Source organism: Actinoplanes sp. CA-252034, assembly GCF_050956125.1.
Taxonomy (GTDB): domain Bacteria; phylum Actinomycetota; class Actinomycetes; order Mycobacteriales; family Micromonosporaceae; genus Actinoplanes.
Genome location: NZ_CP191846.1, coordinates 8,259,312 through 8,278,008, shown reverse-complemented (window position 1 = coordinate 8,278,008; position 18,697 = coordinate 8,259,312). Strand labels below are relative to the sequence as shown.

Here is an 18,697-nt window from a genome sequence, read left to right as displayed (position 1 = left end):
ATGACCGATCGAGCACGCCTGCAACGGGTGCTGGCCGCCCTGCGGTCACGCGCCGCGGCGGCACGCACCGAGCACCCCCTCTCGTACGGCCAGCACGCGATGTGGCTGCTGCACCGGATGGATCCGCAGTCGCCGGCGTACCACGTCGCCTTCTGCGCCCGGATCGTCGGCGACCTCGATCTCGACGCTCTGCACCACGCGGTACGGCACGTCACCGGCCGGCACGCGGCGCTGCGCACGACGGTCGGCGAGGACGAGGCGGGCCGCAGCCGTCAGACCGTGCACGGATGGCTCGAACCGGGTTTCACCGAGGCCGACGCCACCGGACTCGACGACGACGGACTGCGGCGGGCCGTCACGGCGGCGTACGTCACCCCGTTCGACGTCGCGGCCGGCCCACTGCTGCGCACGCACGTGTTCCGCACCGGTGACGGCGCGGTGCTGCTGCTCGTCGCCCACCACCTGGCCGTCGACTTCCGGTCGCTGGAGCTGGTGCTCGGTGAGATGGCGGACGCGTACACCGCGGAGACCACCGGGGTTGCCGCCACGACGGCTGAGGCGGCGGCGCCGTACTCCCGGTTCGTCGCCGCCCAGCGTGACTACCTGGCCAGTGAGCAGGGCGCGGCGGCCGCAGAGTACTGGCGCGGCTCCCTGGGCGCGGAACCGCCGGTCACCGAGTGGCCGTGGCCCGAGACCGGCGAGGCCGGTGCGGGCACCCACCACTTCGTGGTCGACGAGGAACTCGCGGCACGGGTCACGGCGGTCGCCCGCCGGGAACGGGTCACCCCGTACACCGTGCTGCTCTCGGCCTTCCAGGTGCTCGTCGGCCGGTTCACCGCCGCGAGGGAACTGCTGGTCGGCACGCCGGTCTCCGGGCGCACCGATCCGGCGTTCGACGGCTGCGTCGGCTACTTCACCGATCCGGTGGTGCTGCGCGCCGACCTGCGCGGGCCGTTGACCTTCCGGGACCTGCTCGCTCGCACCCGCGGTGCCGTCGCGGGGGCCCTGGAGCACCAGGACTACCCGTTCGAGCTGCTGGTCCGTGAGGTGGCCCCGAAGCGGACGGCCGGTGTCAACCCGCTGTTCCGGAGCATGTTCTCGCTTCAGCAGCCCACCGGTCCCGAGGGGTTCGCCGCCCTGTACTGGGGTGACGAGACCGGCGGCCGGCAGTTCTCCTGGGGTGCACTGACGGTCCGGCCGTACCGCCTCGCCCAGCAGGAGGGGCAGCTGGACCTGCAACTGGAACTGGTCGCCGACGGGCCGCGGCTGCTCGGCATGATCAAGTACCGCCGCGCCGTCGTCTCCGCCGAGGCGGCCGCACGGTTCGCCGGGCACTACCGGATCCTGCTGGACGCGGCCCTCGCCGACCCGGGCCGCAGCGTCGCCACGCTCCCGGTCACCGCCCCGCCCACCCCGGCGGAGCTGGCCCGCGCGGCGGCGGCGCGGCGGCCCGCCGAGGACAGGTCCGACAACATCCTGCGCCGGTTCGCGGCGTCGGTGGCGGCACACCGGGACCGCCCGGCCGCCCGCTTCCGGGGAGCCGAGCTGACCTACGGCGAGCTGGACGCCGTCGCCGAGCGGTGGGCCGCCGCACTGCGCGGCGCCGGCGCGACGCACGGCGACCGGGTGGGCCTGCTGCTGGAGCCGTCACTGGAGACGGTGATCGGCGTGCTCGCCGTCCTCAAGGCACACGCGGCCTACGTGCCGCTGGACGCCCGCCAGCCCCGGGCCCGGTTGCTGGCCCAGATCGGCGACTGCGGGGCCCGGGTGCTGCTGACCCAGCGGGCCACGCAGTCAGCGCTGGCCGGGACCACGGTCGACGCCCTGATCATGGACGGTGACGACATCCCCGACGGCCCGGCCGCCGACTGTTCCACGCTGGACTCCGGTGACCTGCTCTACACCGTCTACACCTCGGGTTCGACGGGGGAGCCCAAGGGCATCGACGTCGAGCACGGCAACGTGGTCAGCCTCGTCGACGCCATGGCCGAGCACGTCGACGCCGACCCGGACGCGGTGTGGACGCTGTTCCACTCCACCTCCTTCGACGTCTCCGTCTGGGAGTTGTGGGGCTCGCTGCTGACCGGGGCCTGCCTGGTGGTGGTGCCCGGTGACGTGGCCCGCTCACCCGACCTGTTCCGCCGGATGCTCGCCGACGAACGCGTCACCCACCTCAACCAGACACCGTCGGCCCTGCACGGTCTGGCCGGTGAGGTGGCCCGCGACGGCGCCGGCGAACTGGTGCTGCGCCATACCTTCTCCTGCGGGGAGGTGCTGCCGTCGGAGCTGTCCCGGGCGTCGCTGGGCTGGTGCGGTGACCTGTGGAACCTGTACGGCCCGGCCGAGACGACGGTGTGCGTCACCGCCCACCGGGTACGCCCCGAGGACTGCACCGGTGAGCGCGGCACCACGGTCGGGCTGCCGCTGTCGAACGCGACCGCGTACGTGCTGGACGCCGACCGCCGGCCGCTGCCGCCCGGGGTGACCGGCGAGCTGTACGTCGGTGGCCGCGCCGTGGCCCGCGGTTACGTCAACCGGCCGGAGCTGACCGCGGACCGGTACCTGCCCGATCCGTTCGGCGAGCCCGGCGACCGGATGTACCGCACCGGCGACCTGGCCCGAACCGACGGCGCCGGCCGCATCGACATCCTCGGCCGCGCCGACAACCAGGTCAAGATCAGCGGATTCCGGGTGGAACTGGAGGAGATCGAGGCCGCCCTCGCCCAGGAACCGGGCGTGGACCGGGCCGTCGTGCTGGTCGGGGGACAGGCTGCCGACGACCGCCGCCTGGTCGCCTGTGTCGTCCCGGAGCCGCAGAACCCGCCCGACCCGCAGAAGCTGCGCGCCGCCCTGCAGGAACGGCTGCCCGCCTACATGGTGCCGGTGTCGTTCGTGACGGTCGACCGGCTGCCGCTCAACGGCAACCAGAAGGTCGACCGGGGCCGGCTGGCCGAACAGATCCGCTCGGCGCCGGTCCCCGCGACGGCCCGGCCGGCGATCGCGGTGGGAGCACAACGCGCCGTCGCCGCCATCTGGGAGCAGGTGCTGCACCGCACCGACGTGGGCCCCGACGACAACTTCTTCGACCTGGGCGGCAACTCGATGCTGCTGCTGCAGGTGCACCGCCGGCTGCGCGACGTACCGGGCGCGCCGGACCTGGCCGTCGCCGACCTGTTCCGCCATCCCACCGTGGCCGGCCTGGCCCGCCGGTTCGGCACCACTACCGAAGCCGGAGCCGGAGCCGGAACCGGCGCCGAAGCCGGTCTGCTGCGGGCCGCCCGGCGCCGCGCGCTGGACACGGCCCGACCGGGCCGCCGCGACCGATCCGGAGGTACGGCATGAGCGACCAGCCCGACATCCGGCCGAGTGACATCGCCGTCATCGGCGTGCACGGCCGATTCCCCGGCGCGGACGGCGTCGACGAGCTCTGGCGGCGGCTGTGCGACGGTGACGTGGCCCTGCGCCCGCTGACCCCGCAGGAGCTGGCCGAGGTCCCCGCCGCCCGCCGCGACGACCCGCGTTTCGTCGCGGTGGACCGGTCGGTGGCGGGCCGGTTCCGGTTCGCGCACGAGTTCTTCGGCTACAGCGTCCGCGAGGGCGAGCTCATGGATCCGCAGCACCGGCTGTTCCTGGAGACCGCGTGGGAGCTGCTGGAGACCGCCGGTCACGCCGGGCAGGAGCGGGACACCGCGATCGGCGTGTTCGGCGGCGCGTCGATGAACACCTACCTCACCAACGTGGTGGCTCGTGCCGTCGACCTGCTCAGCGCCGACGGGACCGAGGTGATGGTCACCAACGACAAGGACTTCCTGACCAGCCGGGTGTCGTACAAGCTCGACCTGACCGGGCCCAGCATCACCGTGCAGACCGGTTGCTCCACCTCGCTGGTGGCCGTGCACCTGGCGGTGCAGAGCCTGCTCGCCGGCGAATGCGACATAGCCCTGGCCGGCGGGGCGTCGGTGCACGTCACCGACCAGCACGGCTACCTGTTCCAGGACGGGCTGATGTTCTCCCCGGACGGTCAGTGCCGGGCCTTCGCCGCCGACGCCGCGGGCACCTCGTTCGGTGACGGTGTGGGGCTGGTCGCCCTGCGGCGGCTGTCGGACGCACTCGACGACGGCGACGACGTGCTCGCGGTCATCCGCGGATCGGCTGTCAACAACGACGGCGCCGACAAGGTCGGCTACACCGCGCCCGGCATCGCCGGCCAGCGGGCCGCGATCGTCGAGGCGATGGCCGTCGCCGACGCCGACCCGGACACCATCGGATACGTCGAGGCGCACGGCACCGGAACGGCGCTGGGTGACCCGGTCGAGTTCACCGCGCTGCGGGAGGCGTTCGCGGCGCACGGCACGCCACCGGCCACCGGCGCCGTCGCGCTCGGCACGGTGAAGGCCAACGTCGGGCACCTGGCGGCGGCCGCCGGCATCACCGGGCTGATCAAGGCGGTGCTGGCCGTGCAGCACGCCCAGATCCCGCCGCATCCCCGGTTCGGCGGCCCGCATCCGGCTCTCGGGCTGGCCGACAGCTCCTTCCACGTCAACGACCGGCTGATCCCGTGGCCGGTGACCGGCGCACCACGACGTGCCGGGGTCAGCTCGTTCGGCATCGGCGGCACCAACGCGCACGTCGTGCTGCAGCAGGCGCCGCCGTTGCCGCCGTCCGACCCGGACCACGCGCCGCAGATCCTGCCGGTCAGCGCGAAGACCGAGGCGGCACTGTGGGCCGCCGTCCAGCGGCTCGCGGACCATCTGGAGACGCATCCGGAGATCCCGCTCGCCGACGTGGCCTACACGCTGCAGGCCGGGCGGCGTCACTTCGCGCACCGGCACGCCGAGGTGGCCGCCGATCACACCACGGCCGTGCGGCTGCTGCGGGCGGCGGCGGCGAACGCCGGGGCGTCACCGGCCGGCACCGGCGAGGAACACGACATCGCCCGCCGCTGGATCTCCGGTGGATCGCTCGACGCCGCGGTGCTGCACAAGGGCCGCCGGCGCCGGCGCGTCGCACTGCCCGGACACCCTCTCGACCGCCGCGAGCTGCGTCTCACCCCGGCCGGCGAGGCGGCTGCCGGTCTCCGGCGGATCACCGAGACGAGCGACTGGGTGTACGGGGAGACCTGGCGCCGCGCCATCGGACGGCCCCGTCCCGCGAACCGCCCCGACGGAAGCTGGCTGGTGTTCGCCGGCGACGACCCGGTGAGTTCCGGACTCGTCAACGCCCTGCGCGCGTGGGGCACCACACCGGCCGTCGTGCACCCCACCGGCGGGACCCGCCCGGGCGACCTGCTCGCCGCGGCCACCGCCGGCCGGCCCGGACCGCACCACCTGGTCTACGCCTGGCCGGCGGGCCACGCCACCGCCGGTGATCCGGCCGCCGAGCTGTGCACCCTGCTGGAGCTGGTGCAGGCCGCCCCGTCTCCGGCCACGCTCACCGTGGTCGTCTCCGGCGCGTTCGACGTGCTCGGCACGGAACCGGTCGTGCCGTCGCGGGCCGGCCTCGCCGCCGCCGCGACCGTCATCGCGCAGGAGTACGGGGGCCTGACCTGCCGGATCGTCGACTGTGACGACGCGGTGGACCCGCGGGACCTGCTCGCCGAGCTGACCGGCGACGCCGTCGAGCAGACCGTCGCGCTGCGCCGCGGGGCCCGCTGGACCCGCCACTTCGACCCGGTCCCGACCGCCGACCTGACGGCGGCGGCGCCGATCGTCCGTGACGGCGGCGTCTACCTGATCACCGGCGGCCTCGGGGGTATCGGCCTGGTCCTGGCCGAGCACCTGGCCACGACCCGGCGGGCGAGACTCGTCCTGACCGGGCGCTCCCCGTTCCCGGCGCCGGCGGAGTACGACAGTTGGACGGCACAGCACGGCTCCGGCGATCCGGTCAGCCGGCGCATCGAGCGGGTCCGCGGGCTTCCCGAGGTGCTCGCGGTGAGTGCCGACGTCACCGACGCGACGGCGATGGCCGGTGTGGTGCGAGCCGCCCGGCAGCGGTTCGGCCGTATCGACGGCTGGTTCCACGCCGCCGGGGTGCCCCTGGAGCAGGCCTCGCAGTGGATCGGTGCCTCCACGGCTGCGGACTGGCAGCGGATCCTGGCGCCCAAGGTCACCGGCGCGGCCGTGCTGGAGGAGGTTCTCGCCGACGACCCGGTCGACTTCGGCTGCTTCGTCTCCTCGATCGCGGCGGTCGCCGGTGGGGCCGGTTACGCCGCGTACGCCGCCGCCAACGCCCACCTCGACGCGCTGGCGCAGGCCCGCCCCGGCCGGCTCAGCATCGGCTGGGATGCCTGGAAGGTACCGGGCGGACCCCGGCCCCGGTCCGCGGCGTGGCAGCGGCTGGCCGAGCAGGCGATCACCCCGGCCGAGGGCGCCCGGGTGCTGGACCTGGTCCTGCGCGACCACCGGCGGCCGCACCTGCTGGTCTCGGTGACCGACCTGATGCCCCGCCTGCGCGCGGCCGCATCGGACCCCGCCCCGACCGCCCCGACCGCCCCGGCCGCACCGGTGGCCGGCACCGGTGAGCTGCGCACCCTGCTGGCCGGCATCTGGAGCGAGGTGCTGCGCACCGAGGTCACCGACCACCATCGGTCGATCTTCGAGCTCGGCGGCGACTCGCTGCTGATCGTGCAGCTCGCCGCCCGGATCGAGGCGGCCCTCGGCCGGCCGGTCCGCTCGGTCGACGTGCTCGCGGCGCCCACCGTCGAGCAACTCGCCCGGCACCTCGAAGGGAACCCACAGCAGACCATGTCCGACGAACGGGCCGGGGCACCGGTACGGGCACGCCGCCCACGGCGAACGGGAGCCGACGATGAATGACGACCTCAGTATCGCCATCATCGGCATGGCCGGGAGATTCCCCGGCGCCGACGACCTGACCGAACTGTGGCAGGTGCTCGACGAGGGCCGGGAGACGATCACCGACTACACCGAGACGGAGCTGCTGCGCGCCGGGGTCAGCCCACAACAGCTGGCCGATCCGCACTACGTGCGCCGCGGAGCCCACATCCGCGACGCCGAGTACTTCGACGCGGCGTTCTTCGGCTACACCGGCCGCGAGGCCGAGCTCATGGACCCGCAGCACCGGCTGTTCCTGGAGATCTGCCACGAGGCGCTGGAACGGGCCGGGCACGCGCCGGGCACCTTCCCCGGCCCGGTCGGCGTCTATGCCGGGACGCGCCGCAGCGACTACACCGGGCTGCTGAGCGGCCCGGAGTACGACAACGTCACCGACCGGTACGTGATGGCCGGCAACGAACCCGACGCCCTCGCCACCAAGGTCGCCTACAAGCTGGACTGCACCGGGCCGGCGTTCACCGTCCAGACGTACTGCTCCACCTCGTTGGTCGCGGTGCACCTGGCGGCACAGCAACTACTCGACGACGAATGTGACATGGCCCTGGCCGGCGGCGTGTCCCTGCGGTTGCCGCAGCACACCGGCTACCTGTACGAGCCCGGCGGCACCCGCTCGCCCGAGGGCCGGTGCCGTTCGTTCGACGCCGCCGCCGGTGGGTTGATCTTCGGTGACGGCGCGGCGGTGGTGGTGCTGCGCCGGCTTTCCGACGCGCTCGCCGACGGCGACGACGTCCTGGCCGTCATCCGCGGGTCGGCGGTCACCAACGACGGCGCGATGCGTGCCGGTTACACCGCCCCCGGGGTGCGGGGACAATCCCGGGCCGTACGGGCGGCGCTGCGAGCCGCCGGGGTGGACGCCCGCCAGGTCTCCTACGTCGAGACGCACGGCGCCGGCACCCCGCTCGGTGACGGTGTCGAGCTGCGCGCCCTGACCCAGGGCTTCGGCGCCGGTGACCGCGGCTACTGCGGCATCGGCTCGGTCAAGTCGAACCTGGGCCATCTGGACGCCGCCTCGGGAGCCACCGCGCTGATCAAGACGGTGCTGGCGCTGCGGCACACCCGGATCCCGGCCAGCCTGCATTTCGACCTGCCGCATCCGGAGCTGGACCTGATCGACAGCCCGTTCTACGTGACCGCGGAGGCACAGGACTGGGAGCCGGTCGACGGGCGGCGCATCGCCGGCGTCAACTCCCTCGGCATCGGCGGCACGAACGCGCACGTGATCGTGGAGGAGGCGGCACCGGTCACGAGCGGCCCGACCGCGGCCGGGCGACATCTGCTCGTGCTGTCCGCCCGCAGTGCGGAGGCACTGGAGGAGGCCACCGGCCGACTCTGCCGCCATCTGGAGGACCACATCGGCGTGGCCGCCGCCGACGTGGCGTTCACGCTGCAGCGCGGTCGTGCCGCGTACGCGCACCGGCGGGCCTTCCTGGCCGCGGACACCGCCGACGCGGTGCGCGCGCTGCGGGCCGGTGACTTCCTCGATCCCGGTGGTACGCACGACGGCTCCGACCCGGCAGCCGAGCTGGGCCTGCGTTGGCTGCGGGGCGAGACCGTCGACTGGTCGGCGCTGTACGCCGGTGAGAGCCGCCGCCGGTTGCCACTGCCCACCCATCCGATGAACCGCCGGCGGTACTGGCCGGCGCCGCAACCCGTTCCACCGGCCGAGCCCGCGGTCCCCGCCGAGCCCGCCGCCGCACCGCTGACCGAGCCCACGACCACCGAGCCGGCGCCCGCCGCCGTGCCGATCGAGGAGCCACCGATGGACCGCCTGCTGGACGAACTACTGGGCCTGGTTGCCGCCAGCTTCAAGATGCCGCCCGAGGAACTCGACCCGGACGTTCCGTTCCTGGAGATGGGCGCCGACTCGTTGCTGCTGCTCAGCGTGCTGCAACCGATCCAGGACCGGTACGGGTGCAAGCTGTCGATGCGCCAGTTCTTCGCCGAGTTCCGCACGTTGACGGAGCTGACCGGCTACCTGCGCGAGCACGCCGACCCGCAACGCCTGCCGCGGGCCGAGCCGGTCGCCGCCGCCACCCCGGTCGTCGCCCCCATCCCGGCCCCGGCCCTGGTCGAGCCGCAGCCGGCGGCGGTTCAGCCCGTGCCGCCGCCGGCCCGCCCGGCGACCGTGGTGCGGCAGACCGACGGCGGCGCCCTCGAGCGGCTCGCCATGGAACAGATCGACCTCATGCGCCGGCAGTTGGAGCTGCTCGGCTCGGCGGCTCCCGCCCCGGTGTCGTCGTCGAATGGCTCGCCGGCGGTGGCCGTACCCCAGGATCTCGCCCTGCCGCCCGCCGCCGCGCCTGCGGTGACCCCGGCGCTCGTCGCCGCGCCCGCGGTGACCCCGGCGCTCGTCGCCGCGCCCGCGGTGACCCCGGCGCCCGCCGTGCCCCTGTCGCCCGGCCGGCGCAGGCATCTGAGCGGCCCCACCGAGACCGAGGCCCGTGCCCGCTACCTCGACCTGCTGATCCGCCGCTACGGCGAGCGGACGGCCGGCTCCAAGGCCTTCGCCCAACGGTTCCGGCACCGGATCGCGGACAGCCGGTCCACCATCGGCTTCCGGCTCTCGACCAAGGAGATGCTCTACCCGATCGTCGCCGAGCGGGGCCGTGGGGCCCGCCTGTGGGACATCGATGGGAACGAGTACGTCGACCTCACCATGGGCTTCGGTGTGCACCTGTTCGGGCACCAGCACGAGCCGATCATGGCGGCGCTGCGCGAGCGGCTGGACGTCGGGTTCGGGCTGGGCCCGCGCACCGAGCTCGTCGAGTCGGTCGCCACCGGCATCCTGGAGCTCACCGGCATGGAGCGCGTCGCGTTCGTCAACACCGGTACCGAGGCGGTGATGACGGCGGTCCGGCTGGCCCGGGCGGCGACCCGGCGCGAGAAGCTGGTGATCTTCTCCACCGGCTACCACGGCCACTCCGACGGGGTCCTGGCATCGGCCGCCCAGGTCGACGGGGAGCTGCGGTCCACACCGATCGCGACAGGCGTCCCGCAGGGCGCGATCGACGACGTGTACGTGCTGGAGTTCGGCACCACCGAGGCGCTCGACTTCATCGACCGGCACGGCCCCGAGCTGGCGGCCGTGATGGTGGAGCCGGTGATGACCCGCCATCCGGGCCAGCAGAGGCCGGACTTCCTCCGGAGCCTGCGGGAGCTCACCACCCGGCACGGCGCGAAACTGATCTTCGACGAGATGGTGACCGGGTTCCGCTCGCACCCCGGCGGCATCCAGGGCCTCTACGGCATCGAGGCCGACCTCGCCACGTACGGCAAGGTGATCGGCGGCGGCCTGCCGCTGGGTGTGGTGGCCGGCCGTGGCGGGGTGATGGACGCCATCGACGGTGGCGTGTGGAACTACGGCGACGACTCGTTCCCGATGGTGGAGTCCACCTACTTCGGCGGGACGTTCTGCCAGCACCCGCTGTCGATGATCGCCGCGCGGACCGTCCTGGACGAGCTGCGTGAGCGCGGCCCGCGGCTGCAGGAGGAGCTGAACTCCCGTACCGAGAGGTTCGTCGCGGATCTCAACGCCGACTTCACCGAGTTGGACGTCGACATCCGGGTCGACCGGTTCGCGTCCCTGTTCCGCTTCGAGCACGAGGCGAACATGGACCTGTTCTTCTACAACCTGCTCAGCCGCGGCGTGTACATCTGGGAGTGGCGGGCCTGCTTCCTGTCGACCGCGCACACCGACGCCGACCTCGCCTTCGTTCGCGCCGCGATCCGTGACGCGATCGCCGAGATGCGCGAGCACGGGGTGCTCGCACCGTCGACGCGCCCCACGCCGGCTCCGGCGCTGACGCCGGCACCGGCCACGATCCCGGCCAACCGGGCCCAGCGGCAGCTGTGGGCGCTGGCCAACATCGACGAGACCGGCTCGCTCGCCTATCACCTGCACGCCGCGTTCTGGGTGGACGGGCCCCTGAACCCGGCCGCGCTGCGGCAGGCCGTCCACGGCCTGGTCGACCGGCACGAGTCCCTGCGCACCACCATCGAGGCCTCCGGGGAGAACCTGCGGATCCGGCCGGCCGGCACGTACACCGGCGAGGCCCTGCTGCTGGAGCGGCGGGCCGGCACCGAAGCCGAGGTGGAGCAGATCTGCCGGGCCGAGGCCGGCCGTCCGTTCGACCTGACCGAGGGCCCCCTGTTCCGGGTGCTGCTGATCCGGGTCGGCGGGCAGCGGCACCTGATTCAGCTGACCACCCACCACCTGGCCGGCGACGGCTGGTCGGCGGTCCCGGTCCTAGGCGACCTGGCAGCCCTCTACAACGCGGCCGTTCAGAAGACCGATCCGCAGCTGCCACCGGTTGCGCAGTACCGCGACTTCCTGGACTGGCAGCGGTCGCAGGCCGCCCTGCCCGACTCGGCGGGGCACCGGGACTTCTGGCGGACCCTGCTGTCCGGCGCGCCGGAACTGGAACTGCCGACCCGCAGCCGTACCGCGCCCGAGACCTTCACCAGCGTCCGGCGCAGCCTGGAGTTCGACGACCGGCTGATCGCCGACCTGCGCAAGGCGGCCGCGGCCAACGGGGTGACCGTCTTCGCCTACCTGGTCGCCGCCTGGGGCTCGCTGCTGCACCGGATGACCGGACAGGACGACCTCGTGGTGCTCACCCCCGCCGCCGGCCGCCCCGGGCACCTCGGCGACGTGGTCGGCTACTGCACGACGCTGCTGCCGCTGCGGCTGCGGCTGTCGGAGAGCGCCGACGTCGGCGGCTACGTCGGCGCCGTACAGGACCAGATGTTCGACGCGATGGACCATCAGAGTCACCCGTTCGCCGAGGTCGTCGCGGACCTCGACGCGGCCGCCCCGGGCACCTCACGCCGGCTGTTCCGCAACGTCATCGTGCTCGACCGGGAGATCCGCCTGCCCGAACTGGACGGGCTGCGGCTGACCGAGTCGCAGGTGCGCAGTTCCGGGTACGCGCCGTGGCCGCTCTTCGTCACACTGACCGAGACCGGCGGCGGATTCCGCTGTGACTTCGACATCAACAGCGACGCCTTCGACGCCGAGACCGTCGACCGGCTCCCGCTGCACTACCGCAACATGCTGGCCGCCATGGTCGCCGACGCCGGCCGGCCGCTACGCGAGATCGACTACCTGGAGGCCGCCGAACGGGCCGAGCTGCTGGCATGGGGCCGTGGCCCGGTCGTCGAGCTGGGCGACCGGATGGTCAGCGAGTTGATCGAGGACAATGCGGCCCGGTGGCCGGACCGGCCCGCCGTCGTCTTCGAGGACCGTGAGCTGACCTACGGGCAGTTCAACGCCGAGGCCAACCGGCTGGCCCGGGTGCTGCGCCGGCGGCTGCGGGTCGGCCCGGAGACGATCGTCGGCATCCGGTTGCCGCGGTCCGACCGGTTCTGGGTGACCGTCCTGGCGCTGTGGAAGTGCGGCGCCGCCTACGTGCCGCTGGAGACCCGCCACCCGCTGGAGCGCCAGCTCGGTGTGCTGGAGACCTGCGCCGCCGCCGGGGTGATCACCGACGAGCTGCCGGATGGCGACCCCACCGTGCCGTGGCTCCTCTACGACGAGGTCAGCGCGGAGGCGGCCGGCGAGGAGGACAGCGACCCGGGCGTGCCCTGCCCGCCGGGAGCCGCCTCGTACGTGATGTTCTCCTCCGGCTCGTCGGGTGTCCCCAAGGGCATCGTGATCGAGCAGCTGCCGATGCTGAACCACATCCTCGCGAAGAACGAGGACTACGGGATCGACGCCGACGCGGTGGTCACCCAGAACGCACCCATCTCGTTCGACATCTCCGTCTGGCAGTTCTTCTCCCCGCTGCTGGCCGGTGGCCGGGTGATCGTCTACAACGACCAGGTGGTCGAGGACCCGGCCCGGTTCATCGCCGGCCTCGACGCCGACGGGGTCACCGTGGTCCAGCTGGTGCCCTCCTACCTGGCGCTGATGCTCGACGAGTTGGACCTCGCGCCCGGTGGTGGCCGGCTGCGCGGCCTGCGCTACGTGGTCCTCGGCGCCGAGCCACTCAAGAAGGCCCTGCTGGAACGCTGGTACCAGCACTTCCCGGGCATCCCGGTCTCGAACGCCTACGGCATCACCGAGACCTCCGACGACGTGCTGCACCCGGTGACCCCGGTGCCGGACGGCGACGTGGTGACGACCGGCCACCCGGTCCGCAACGCCACGATCTACCTGGTCGACAAGGAGTTCCTGCCCGTGCCGGTGGGCGTCAAGGGCGAGATCCTGGTGGCCGGACTCCCGGTCGGCCGCGGATACCTGGCTCCCGAGGGCGACCGGGTGCACCAGGCGTTCCTGGAGCACAACCCGGTCGAACCCGGCGGTGCCGCCCGTGTCTACCGCAGCGGTGACCTGGCCCGGTGGACCCCCGATGGGCAGCTCGAACTGCTCGGCCGCAACGACCACCAGGTGAAGGTGCGCGGACAGCGACTCGAGCTCGGCGACGTCGAGCGCACCCTGCACCGGCTGGAGCAGGTCCGCGACGCTGTGGTCCGCAACTTCCCGGACCCGCACGACGGCAACTACCTGGCGGCGTACGTCGTACCCCGGGCGGGCGCCGATGCCGACCCGGACAGCATCCGCAACGCGCTGCGCGGGATCCTGCCCGACTACATGGTCCCGGCGTACGTGATCCTGCTCGACGAGTACCCGATGACCAGCTCCGGCAAGGTCGACCGGCGGGCTCTGCCGGAACCGGACCGGACCACCGCCCGGCGCGGCGATCAGACCGCGCAGGCCCGGCACTACTTCGACGACGCGGTGCTCGGCATCGCCCGCGACGTGCTCGGCGTCGACGACGCCGGGATCGACGACAGCCTGTTCGAGCTCGGCGGCAACTCCATCTCCGCGGTGCGACTGGCGCAGCGCATCCGGGAGACCTTCAAGATCGAGATGCCGATGCTGACCATCTTCGAGCGGCCGGTGCTGCGCGATCTGAGTGACGCGGTCGCGGCCGCCTCCTTCGACGCCTACCAGCCGATCCCGGTCGCCGGGGCCAAGGAGCACTACCGCACGTCCGCTTCCGAGGAACGCATGTACTTCCTCTGGACGATGGATCCCGCCAGCCGCCTCTACAACATCCCGATGGCATTCGCCGTCGACGGCCCGGTCGATCCGGAACGGCTGCGGCAGGCGGTCGCCGCGGTGGTCGGCAAACACGACATCCTGCGTACGGTCTTCGACATCCGTGACGGCGCGCTGTACCAGAGCGTCCTGCCGCGGGTGGAGGTGCCGATCGAGGATCTGGGCCGGACCGACGAGACCGCCGAGGAACTCGCCGACCGCTGGGTCACCCCGCACGACCTGCGGCAGGGCCCGCCGATCCGGGTCGCGCTGGCCCGCCGGACCACCGGTGCGCAGACCATGGTGCTGCTGGACTTCCCGCACATCGTCCTCGACGAGGGCTCCATGGGCGTGCTGTTCCGCGACCTGTCCGCCGCCTACCGTGGCCGTCCGCTGGACCGGGCCGACCTGACGTACAAGGACTTCGCCGAGTGGGAGCAGGTGTACCGGCGGTCCGAGGCGTTCGCCCGCGATCGGGCCTACTGGCTGGACCGGCTCGCCGACCCGCCGGGCGCCGTCGAGTTCCCGCGCGGGACCCGGCCGGCCGTGCTGACCATGACCGGGCAGCGCAACTCGTTCCGGGTCGAGCCGGAGCTGACCCGAACCCTGCGGGCCTTCTGCCAGCGGCAGCGGGTCACCCCGTACATGGTGCTGCTGTCGGTCTTCAAGGTCCTGCTGTCCAAGTACTCCGGCCAGGAGGACTTGGTGGTCGGCGCTCCCGTCGACGGCCGCTACCACCCGGCCTGCTCCGAGATCGTCGGCATGTTCGGCAACTCGCTCGCCCTGCGGACCGCCCCGACGGCCGGCCGCTCCTTCCTCGACTACGTCGGCGAGGTGCGCCGCACCGTCCTGGAGGGGCTGGAGCACCAGGCCTACCCGTTCGAGGACCTGGTCCGCGAGCTGAACGTAATCCGCGACTCGACCCGCAACCCGCTGTTCGACTTCATGTTCGTGTTCACCGACCTGGACCACTACACCTTCGACATGGACGGCGCCTCCGGTGTCCCCGAGCCGATCAGCGTCGGCGTGGCCAAGATGGACATGACGCTGTCGGCCTACGAGCGCGCCGACACCATCGAGGTGATCCAGGAGTACGCGACCGAGATCTTCGACGCCGACACCGTCGCCCGGATGGGCCGGCACTACGTGCACCTGCTGCGGCAACTGCTGACCGAGCCGGACGCGCCCCTCGGGCACAGCACCCTTGTCACCGGCGACGAGCGGGGACGGCTCGTGCGGCGCCCCGCCGATGCGGCGGCCGACAGCGCCGGCGACACCCTGCACGCGCTGTTCGAGCAGGCGGCGCAGGCCCATCCGGACCGCACGGCCCTGGTCAGTGGCACGGTACGGCTGACCTACGCGGAACTGGACAGCCGCGCGAACCGGCTGGCCAACCTGCTGCGCACCGATCTCGGCGTCAGCCGGGAGACACCCGTCGCCCTGATGCTGGAGCAGCCACACGACATCGTCACCGCGATGCTGGCCGTCCTCAATGCCGGCGGTGCCTACGTGCCGGTGGAGGGCTCCACCCCACCCGTACGCGTCCGGCAGATGATCGAGGACGCCGGCATCGACGTGATGATCACCGACCTGCTCGGCGATGACGACCTGCCGGACGGCGTACGGCTGCTGCGGCCCGGCGCCCCGGAGATCGCCGGCCACCCCGACACACGGCCCGAGCCGGTGAACGAGCCGGGCGACCTGGCGTACATCATGTTCACCTCCGGCTCCACCGGCCGGCCCAAGGGTGTGCTCGTCGAACACGCGGGTGTCCGCCGGATCGCCTACCGGCCCCGGTACGTCCACGTGCCCGACGACGCCCGCGTGCTGGCCGCCACCAGCTGGGCCTTCGACGTCTCGGCCCTGACCATGTACACCGCACTGCTCAACGGCGGCCGGCTGGTCTGCGCGACCCGGGCAGCGCTGATGGACACCACGGAGCTGCGCCGGCTGATCGTCGAGGAAGACGTCACCATGGCGTTCTTCAGCACGGCCTTCTTCCACATGCTCGTCGACATGGCGATCGACTGCCTGGACTCGGTCACCACGATCCTGGCGGCGGGGGAGCGGCTCTCCGTCGACCACGCCCGCCGCACGGTCACCCGGCTGGGCCCCGGCCGGCTGATCAACGCCTACGGACCGACCGAGGCCTCGGTGTACGCCACCGCGCACCCGGTCGACGAGGTCGGGCCGGACGTCACCTCGGTGCCGATCGGCGCACCCGTCGACGACACCCGCGTCTACGTGCTGCTGCCGCACGGCGAGCCCGCTCCCGAGGGCATCGTCGGGGAGCTGTGCATCGCCGGGACCGGGGTGGCCCGCGGCTACCTCAACATCGAGAACACCCCGGACGGCCCGTTCCGTCCCGACCCGTTCGTCCCCGGCGACCGCATGTACGCCACCGGCGATCTGGCCCGCATCCTGCCCGGCGGCGACGTCGAGTTCCTCGGCCGCCGCGACCACCAGGTCAAGGTGCGCGGGTTCCGGGTCGAACCGGCCGAGATCGAAGAGGCGCTGCGGGCCTGCGCCGAGGTGACCGACGCCCGCGTGGTGGCCACCGAGGACGGTCCCGGCACCGAGAAGTCCCTGGTCGCCTACGTGGTGACCACGGGCGCCGCCGAGCCGCGGTCGCTGCGCGAACAGTTGCGGGCACTGATCCCGGCCTACATGATCCCGGCCCGGTTCGTGACCCTCGATCGGCTGCCGCTCAACAGCAGCGGCAAGGTCGACCTGCGTGCCCTGCACAGCCAGTCGCCGGCCACCGAGGCCGACGAGGAGCGGACGGCCCTGACCCGTACCGAGACCGAGTTGCTGGCCCTGTGGCGCGACGTGCTCGACGCCGACGATCTCGGGCCGCACGACGACTTCTTCGAGTCCGGCGGGCACTCGCTCAAGGCGGTGGTGTTGATGGCCGAGGTGCGTGACGTCTTCGGTGTGGAGGTGCGCCTGGTCGACTTCTTCCCGGCGCCGACCGTGCACGGGCTGGCCCGGCACATCGACGAGCTGCGCTCCGGCGCGGCACTCGACGACTTCGAGGAGACGGTGATTTGACCGGCGAAGCCACCGTCGCACGGCTGTTGGCGGACCTGGACGCCCGCGGGATACGGCTGCGCGCCGACGGCGACAACCTGCGCCTCGACGGCCCACGGGGTGCGCTCGACGCCGACCTGCTCGGCCGGCTCAAGGCGGGCAAAACGGCGATTCTCGAGCACCTGCGGGCCACCGGGGCGGGCCGGGTCCCCCCGGCGGCCCCGCGGGACTGGTACCCGCTGTCGGCCGCCCAGGAGCGGCTCTACTTCAACCAGCTGCTCACCCCGGACAGCCTCGACTACCACATCGTCGATGTGTTCCAAGTCGGCGACCGGGTCGACGCGGCCACTCTGGAGCGGGCGCTGCGGACGGTCGTCCGGCGCCACGACGGGCTGCGCACCGCGTTCGACCTGATCGACGGCGAGGCCCGGCAGCGCATCGACTCGACGGCGGAGCTCGTCCTCGAGACGACCGACGAGCCTGGCTTCGACCCCGCCGATCCGGCCGCTTTCCTCCGGCCGTTCGACCTGACCCGGCCCCCGCTGCTGCGGGCCGGGCTGGTACGTGCCGGGTCACGCCGTTACCTGCTGCTGGACGTGCACCACCTGGTCTTCGACGGGGCGTCCCGGGCGACGTTCGCCGCCGACCTGGCCCACGCCTACCGGGGCGAGCAGCAGGAACCGCTGCCGGTGGGCTACCCCGACTTCGCCGTCTGGCAACGGGCCGAGGACACCCCCGACCTGATCCGGATGCGCCGCTACTGGCAGCAGCTGATGGACCCGCCGTCGCCGGTGCCCGGGCCGGCCCGCACCGCACACCCGGGCCTGTCCCGTACCGACGACCGCCAGGCGCACCTCGACCTGGACGACGCGGAGCTGGTGGCGGGCCTGCGGAGGCTGTGCCGGGCCGAGGGCGTGACCCCGTTCATGGCGCTGCTGGCCGCCTACGTCGTGCTGTTGCGCGGTATGGCGGGCCGGGACGAGGTCGTGGTCGGGTTCCCCGTCGACGTCCGCGCCGACGCGGGATTGGCCCGTAACGTCGGCCTCTTCATCAACACCGTGCCGATCCGCGTCTTCCCCACCGCCCAGTGGTCGTTCCGGGACCTGCTGCGCGCGGTGCGGGACCAGGTGGTGCAGGCCCTCGACAACTGCCAGTACCCGTACGACCGGATCGTCGGCGACGCGTCGGCGCGCCGGAACCTCAAGTCCGACCCGCTCGTCGACGGGTTCTTCAACTACGCAGCCGTCGACGGCGGCGCAGCCGGCGCGCTGGCCGGCATCGGCCTGTCCGACCAGCCCCGCGCCCCGCACGCGGCGCTGCCCGAACTGCCCTGCCTCGCGGCCCGATTCGATCTGACGCTGAGCGCGCTGGCCGGCGAGCACGGCTTCGGGCTGGATCTGCAGTGCATGACCGCGATGTTCGACTCCGCGACGGTCGGCCGGCTGGCCGGGCAGGTCCGGCAGATCGTCGAGCAGGCCGTCGCCGACCCCGGCCGGCCACTCGGCCCCGCCGCACCGGAGCCCGCCACCGACCGGTCCGCCGGGGTGGAACAGCGGGTCCGCGACATCGTGGGGGAGATCCTCGGCATCGCGGCCCCCGAGCTCGACGACGACTTCTTCGCCGTCGGCGGCCACTCCCTGCTCGCCGCGAAACTGGTCGTGCGCATCGACCGGGAACTGGGCGTGCGCATCCCGATCGACGACTTCCTCGGCGACTCCACGCTGCGCCGCCTGAGTGAGCTGGTCCGGGCCGGTGCCGGATGACATCCCCG

Annotated in this window: 4 protein-coding genes; all 4 read left to right on the top strand. The window is 72.9% G+C overall.

All coding sequences use genetic code 11. The features are described from left to right. From ACQPZW_RS37480 to ACQPZW_RS37465, 4 genes are read left to right on the top strand one after another with little or no spacing between them, the layout of a single operon-like run. On the top strand, positions 1-3,342 hold the full coding sequence (locus ACQPZW_RS37480) for a non-ribosomal peptide synthetase (protein ID WP_433790747.1): 3,342 nt from the start codon (positions 1-3) through the stop codon (positions 3,340-3,342). Next, positions 3,339-6,815, top strand: coding sequence for an SDR family NAD(P)-dependent oxidoreductase (locus ACQPZW_RS37475; protein WP_433790746.1), 3,477 nt, complete (start codon positions 3,339-3,341; stop codon positions 6,813-6,815). Before ACQPZW_RS37480 ends, ACQPZW_RS37475 begins: the two co-directional genes overlap by 4 nt. Further along, the gene (locus ACQPZW_RS37470) at positions 6,808-16,947 is read left to right on the top strand and encodes an amino acid adenylation domain-containing protein (RefSeq protein WP_433790745.1); all 10,140 of its coding nucleotides are present in this window, start codon (positions 6,808-6,810) and stop codon (positions 16,945-16,947) included. The genes ACQPZW_RS37475 and ACQPZW_RS37470 overlap by 8 nt, the downstream gene beginning before the upstream one ends. Further along, positions 16,944-18,689 (top strand): condensation domain-containing protein, encoded by a 1,746-nt coding sequence (locus ACQPZW_RS37465; RefSeq protein WP_433790743.1) that lies wholly within the window; start codon positions 16,944-16,946, stop codon positions 18,687-18,689. The genes ACQPZW_RS37470 and ACQPZW_RS37465 overlap by 4 nt, the downstream gene beginning before the upstream one ends. The last annotated feature ends 8 nt before the right edge of the window (positions 18,690-18,697 follow it).

Coding starts and splice junctions, on each gene's coding strand:
- ACQPZW_RS37480 (WP_433790747.1), top strand. CDS start 1: ATGACCGATCGAGCACGCCTGCAACGGGTGCTGGCCGCCCTGCGGTCA.
- ACQPZW_RS37470 (WP_433790745.1), top strand. CDS start 6,808: ATGAATGACGACCTCAGTATCGCCATCATCGGCATGGCCGGGAGATTC.
- ACQPZW_RS37475 (WP_433790746.1), top strand. CDS start 3,339: ATGAGCGACCAGCCCGACATCCGGCCGAGTGACATCGCCGTCATCGGC.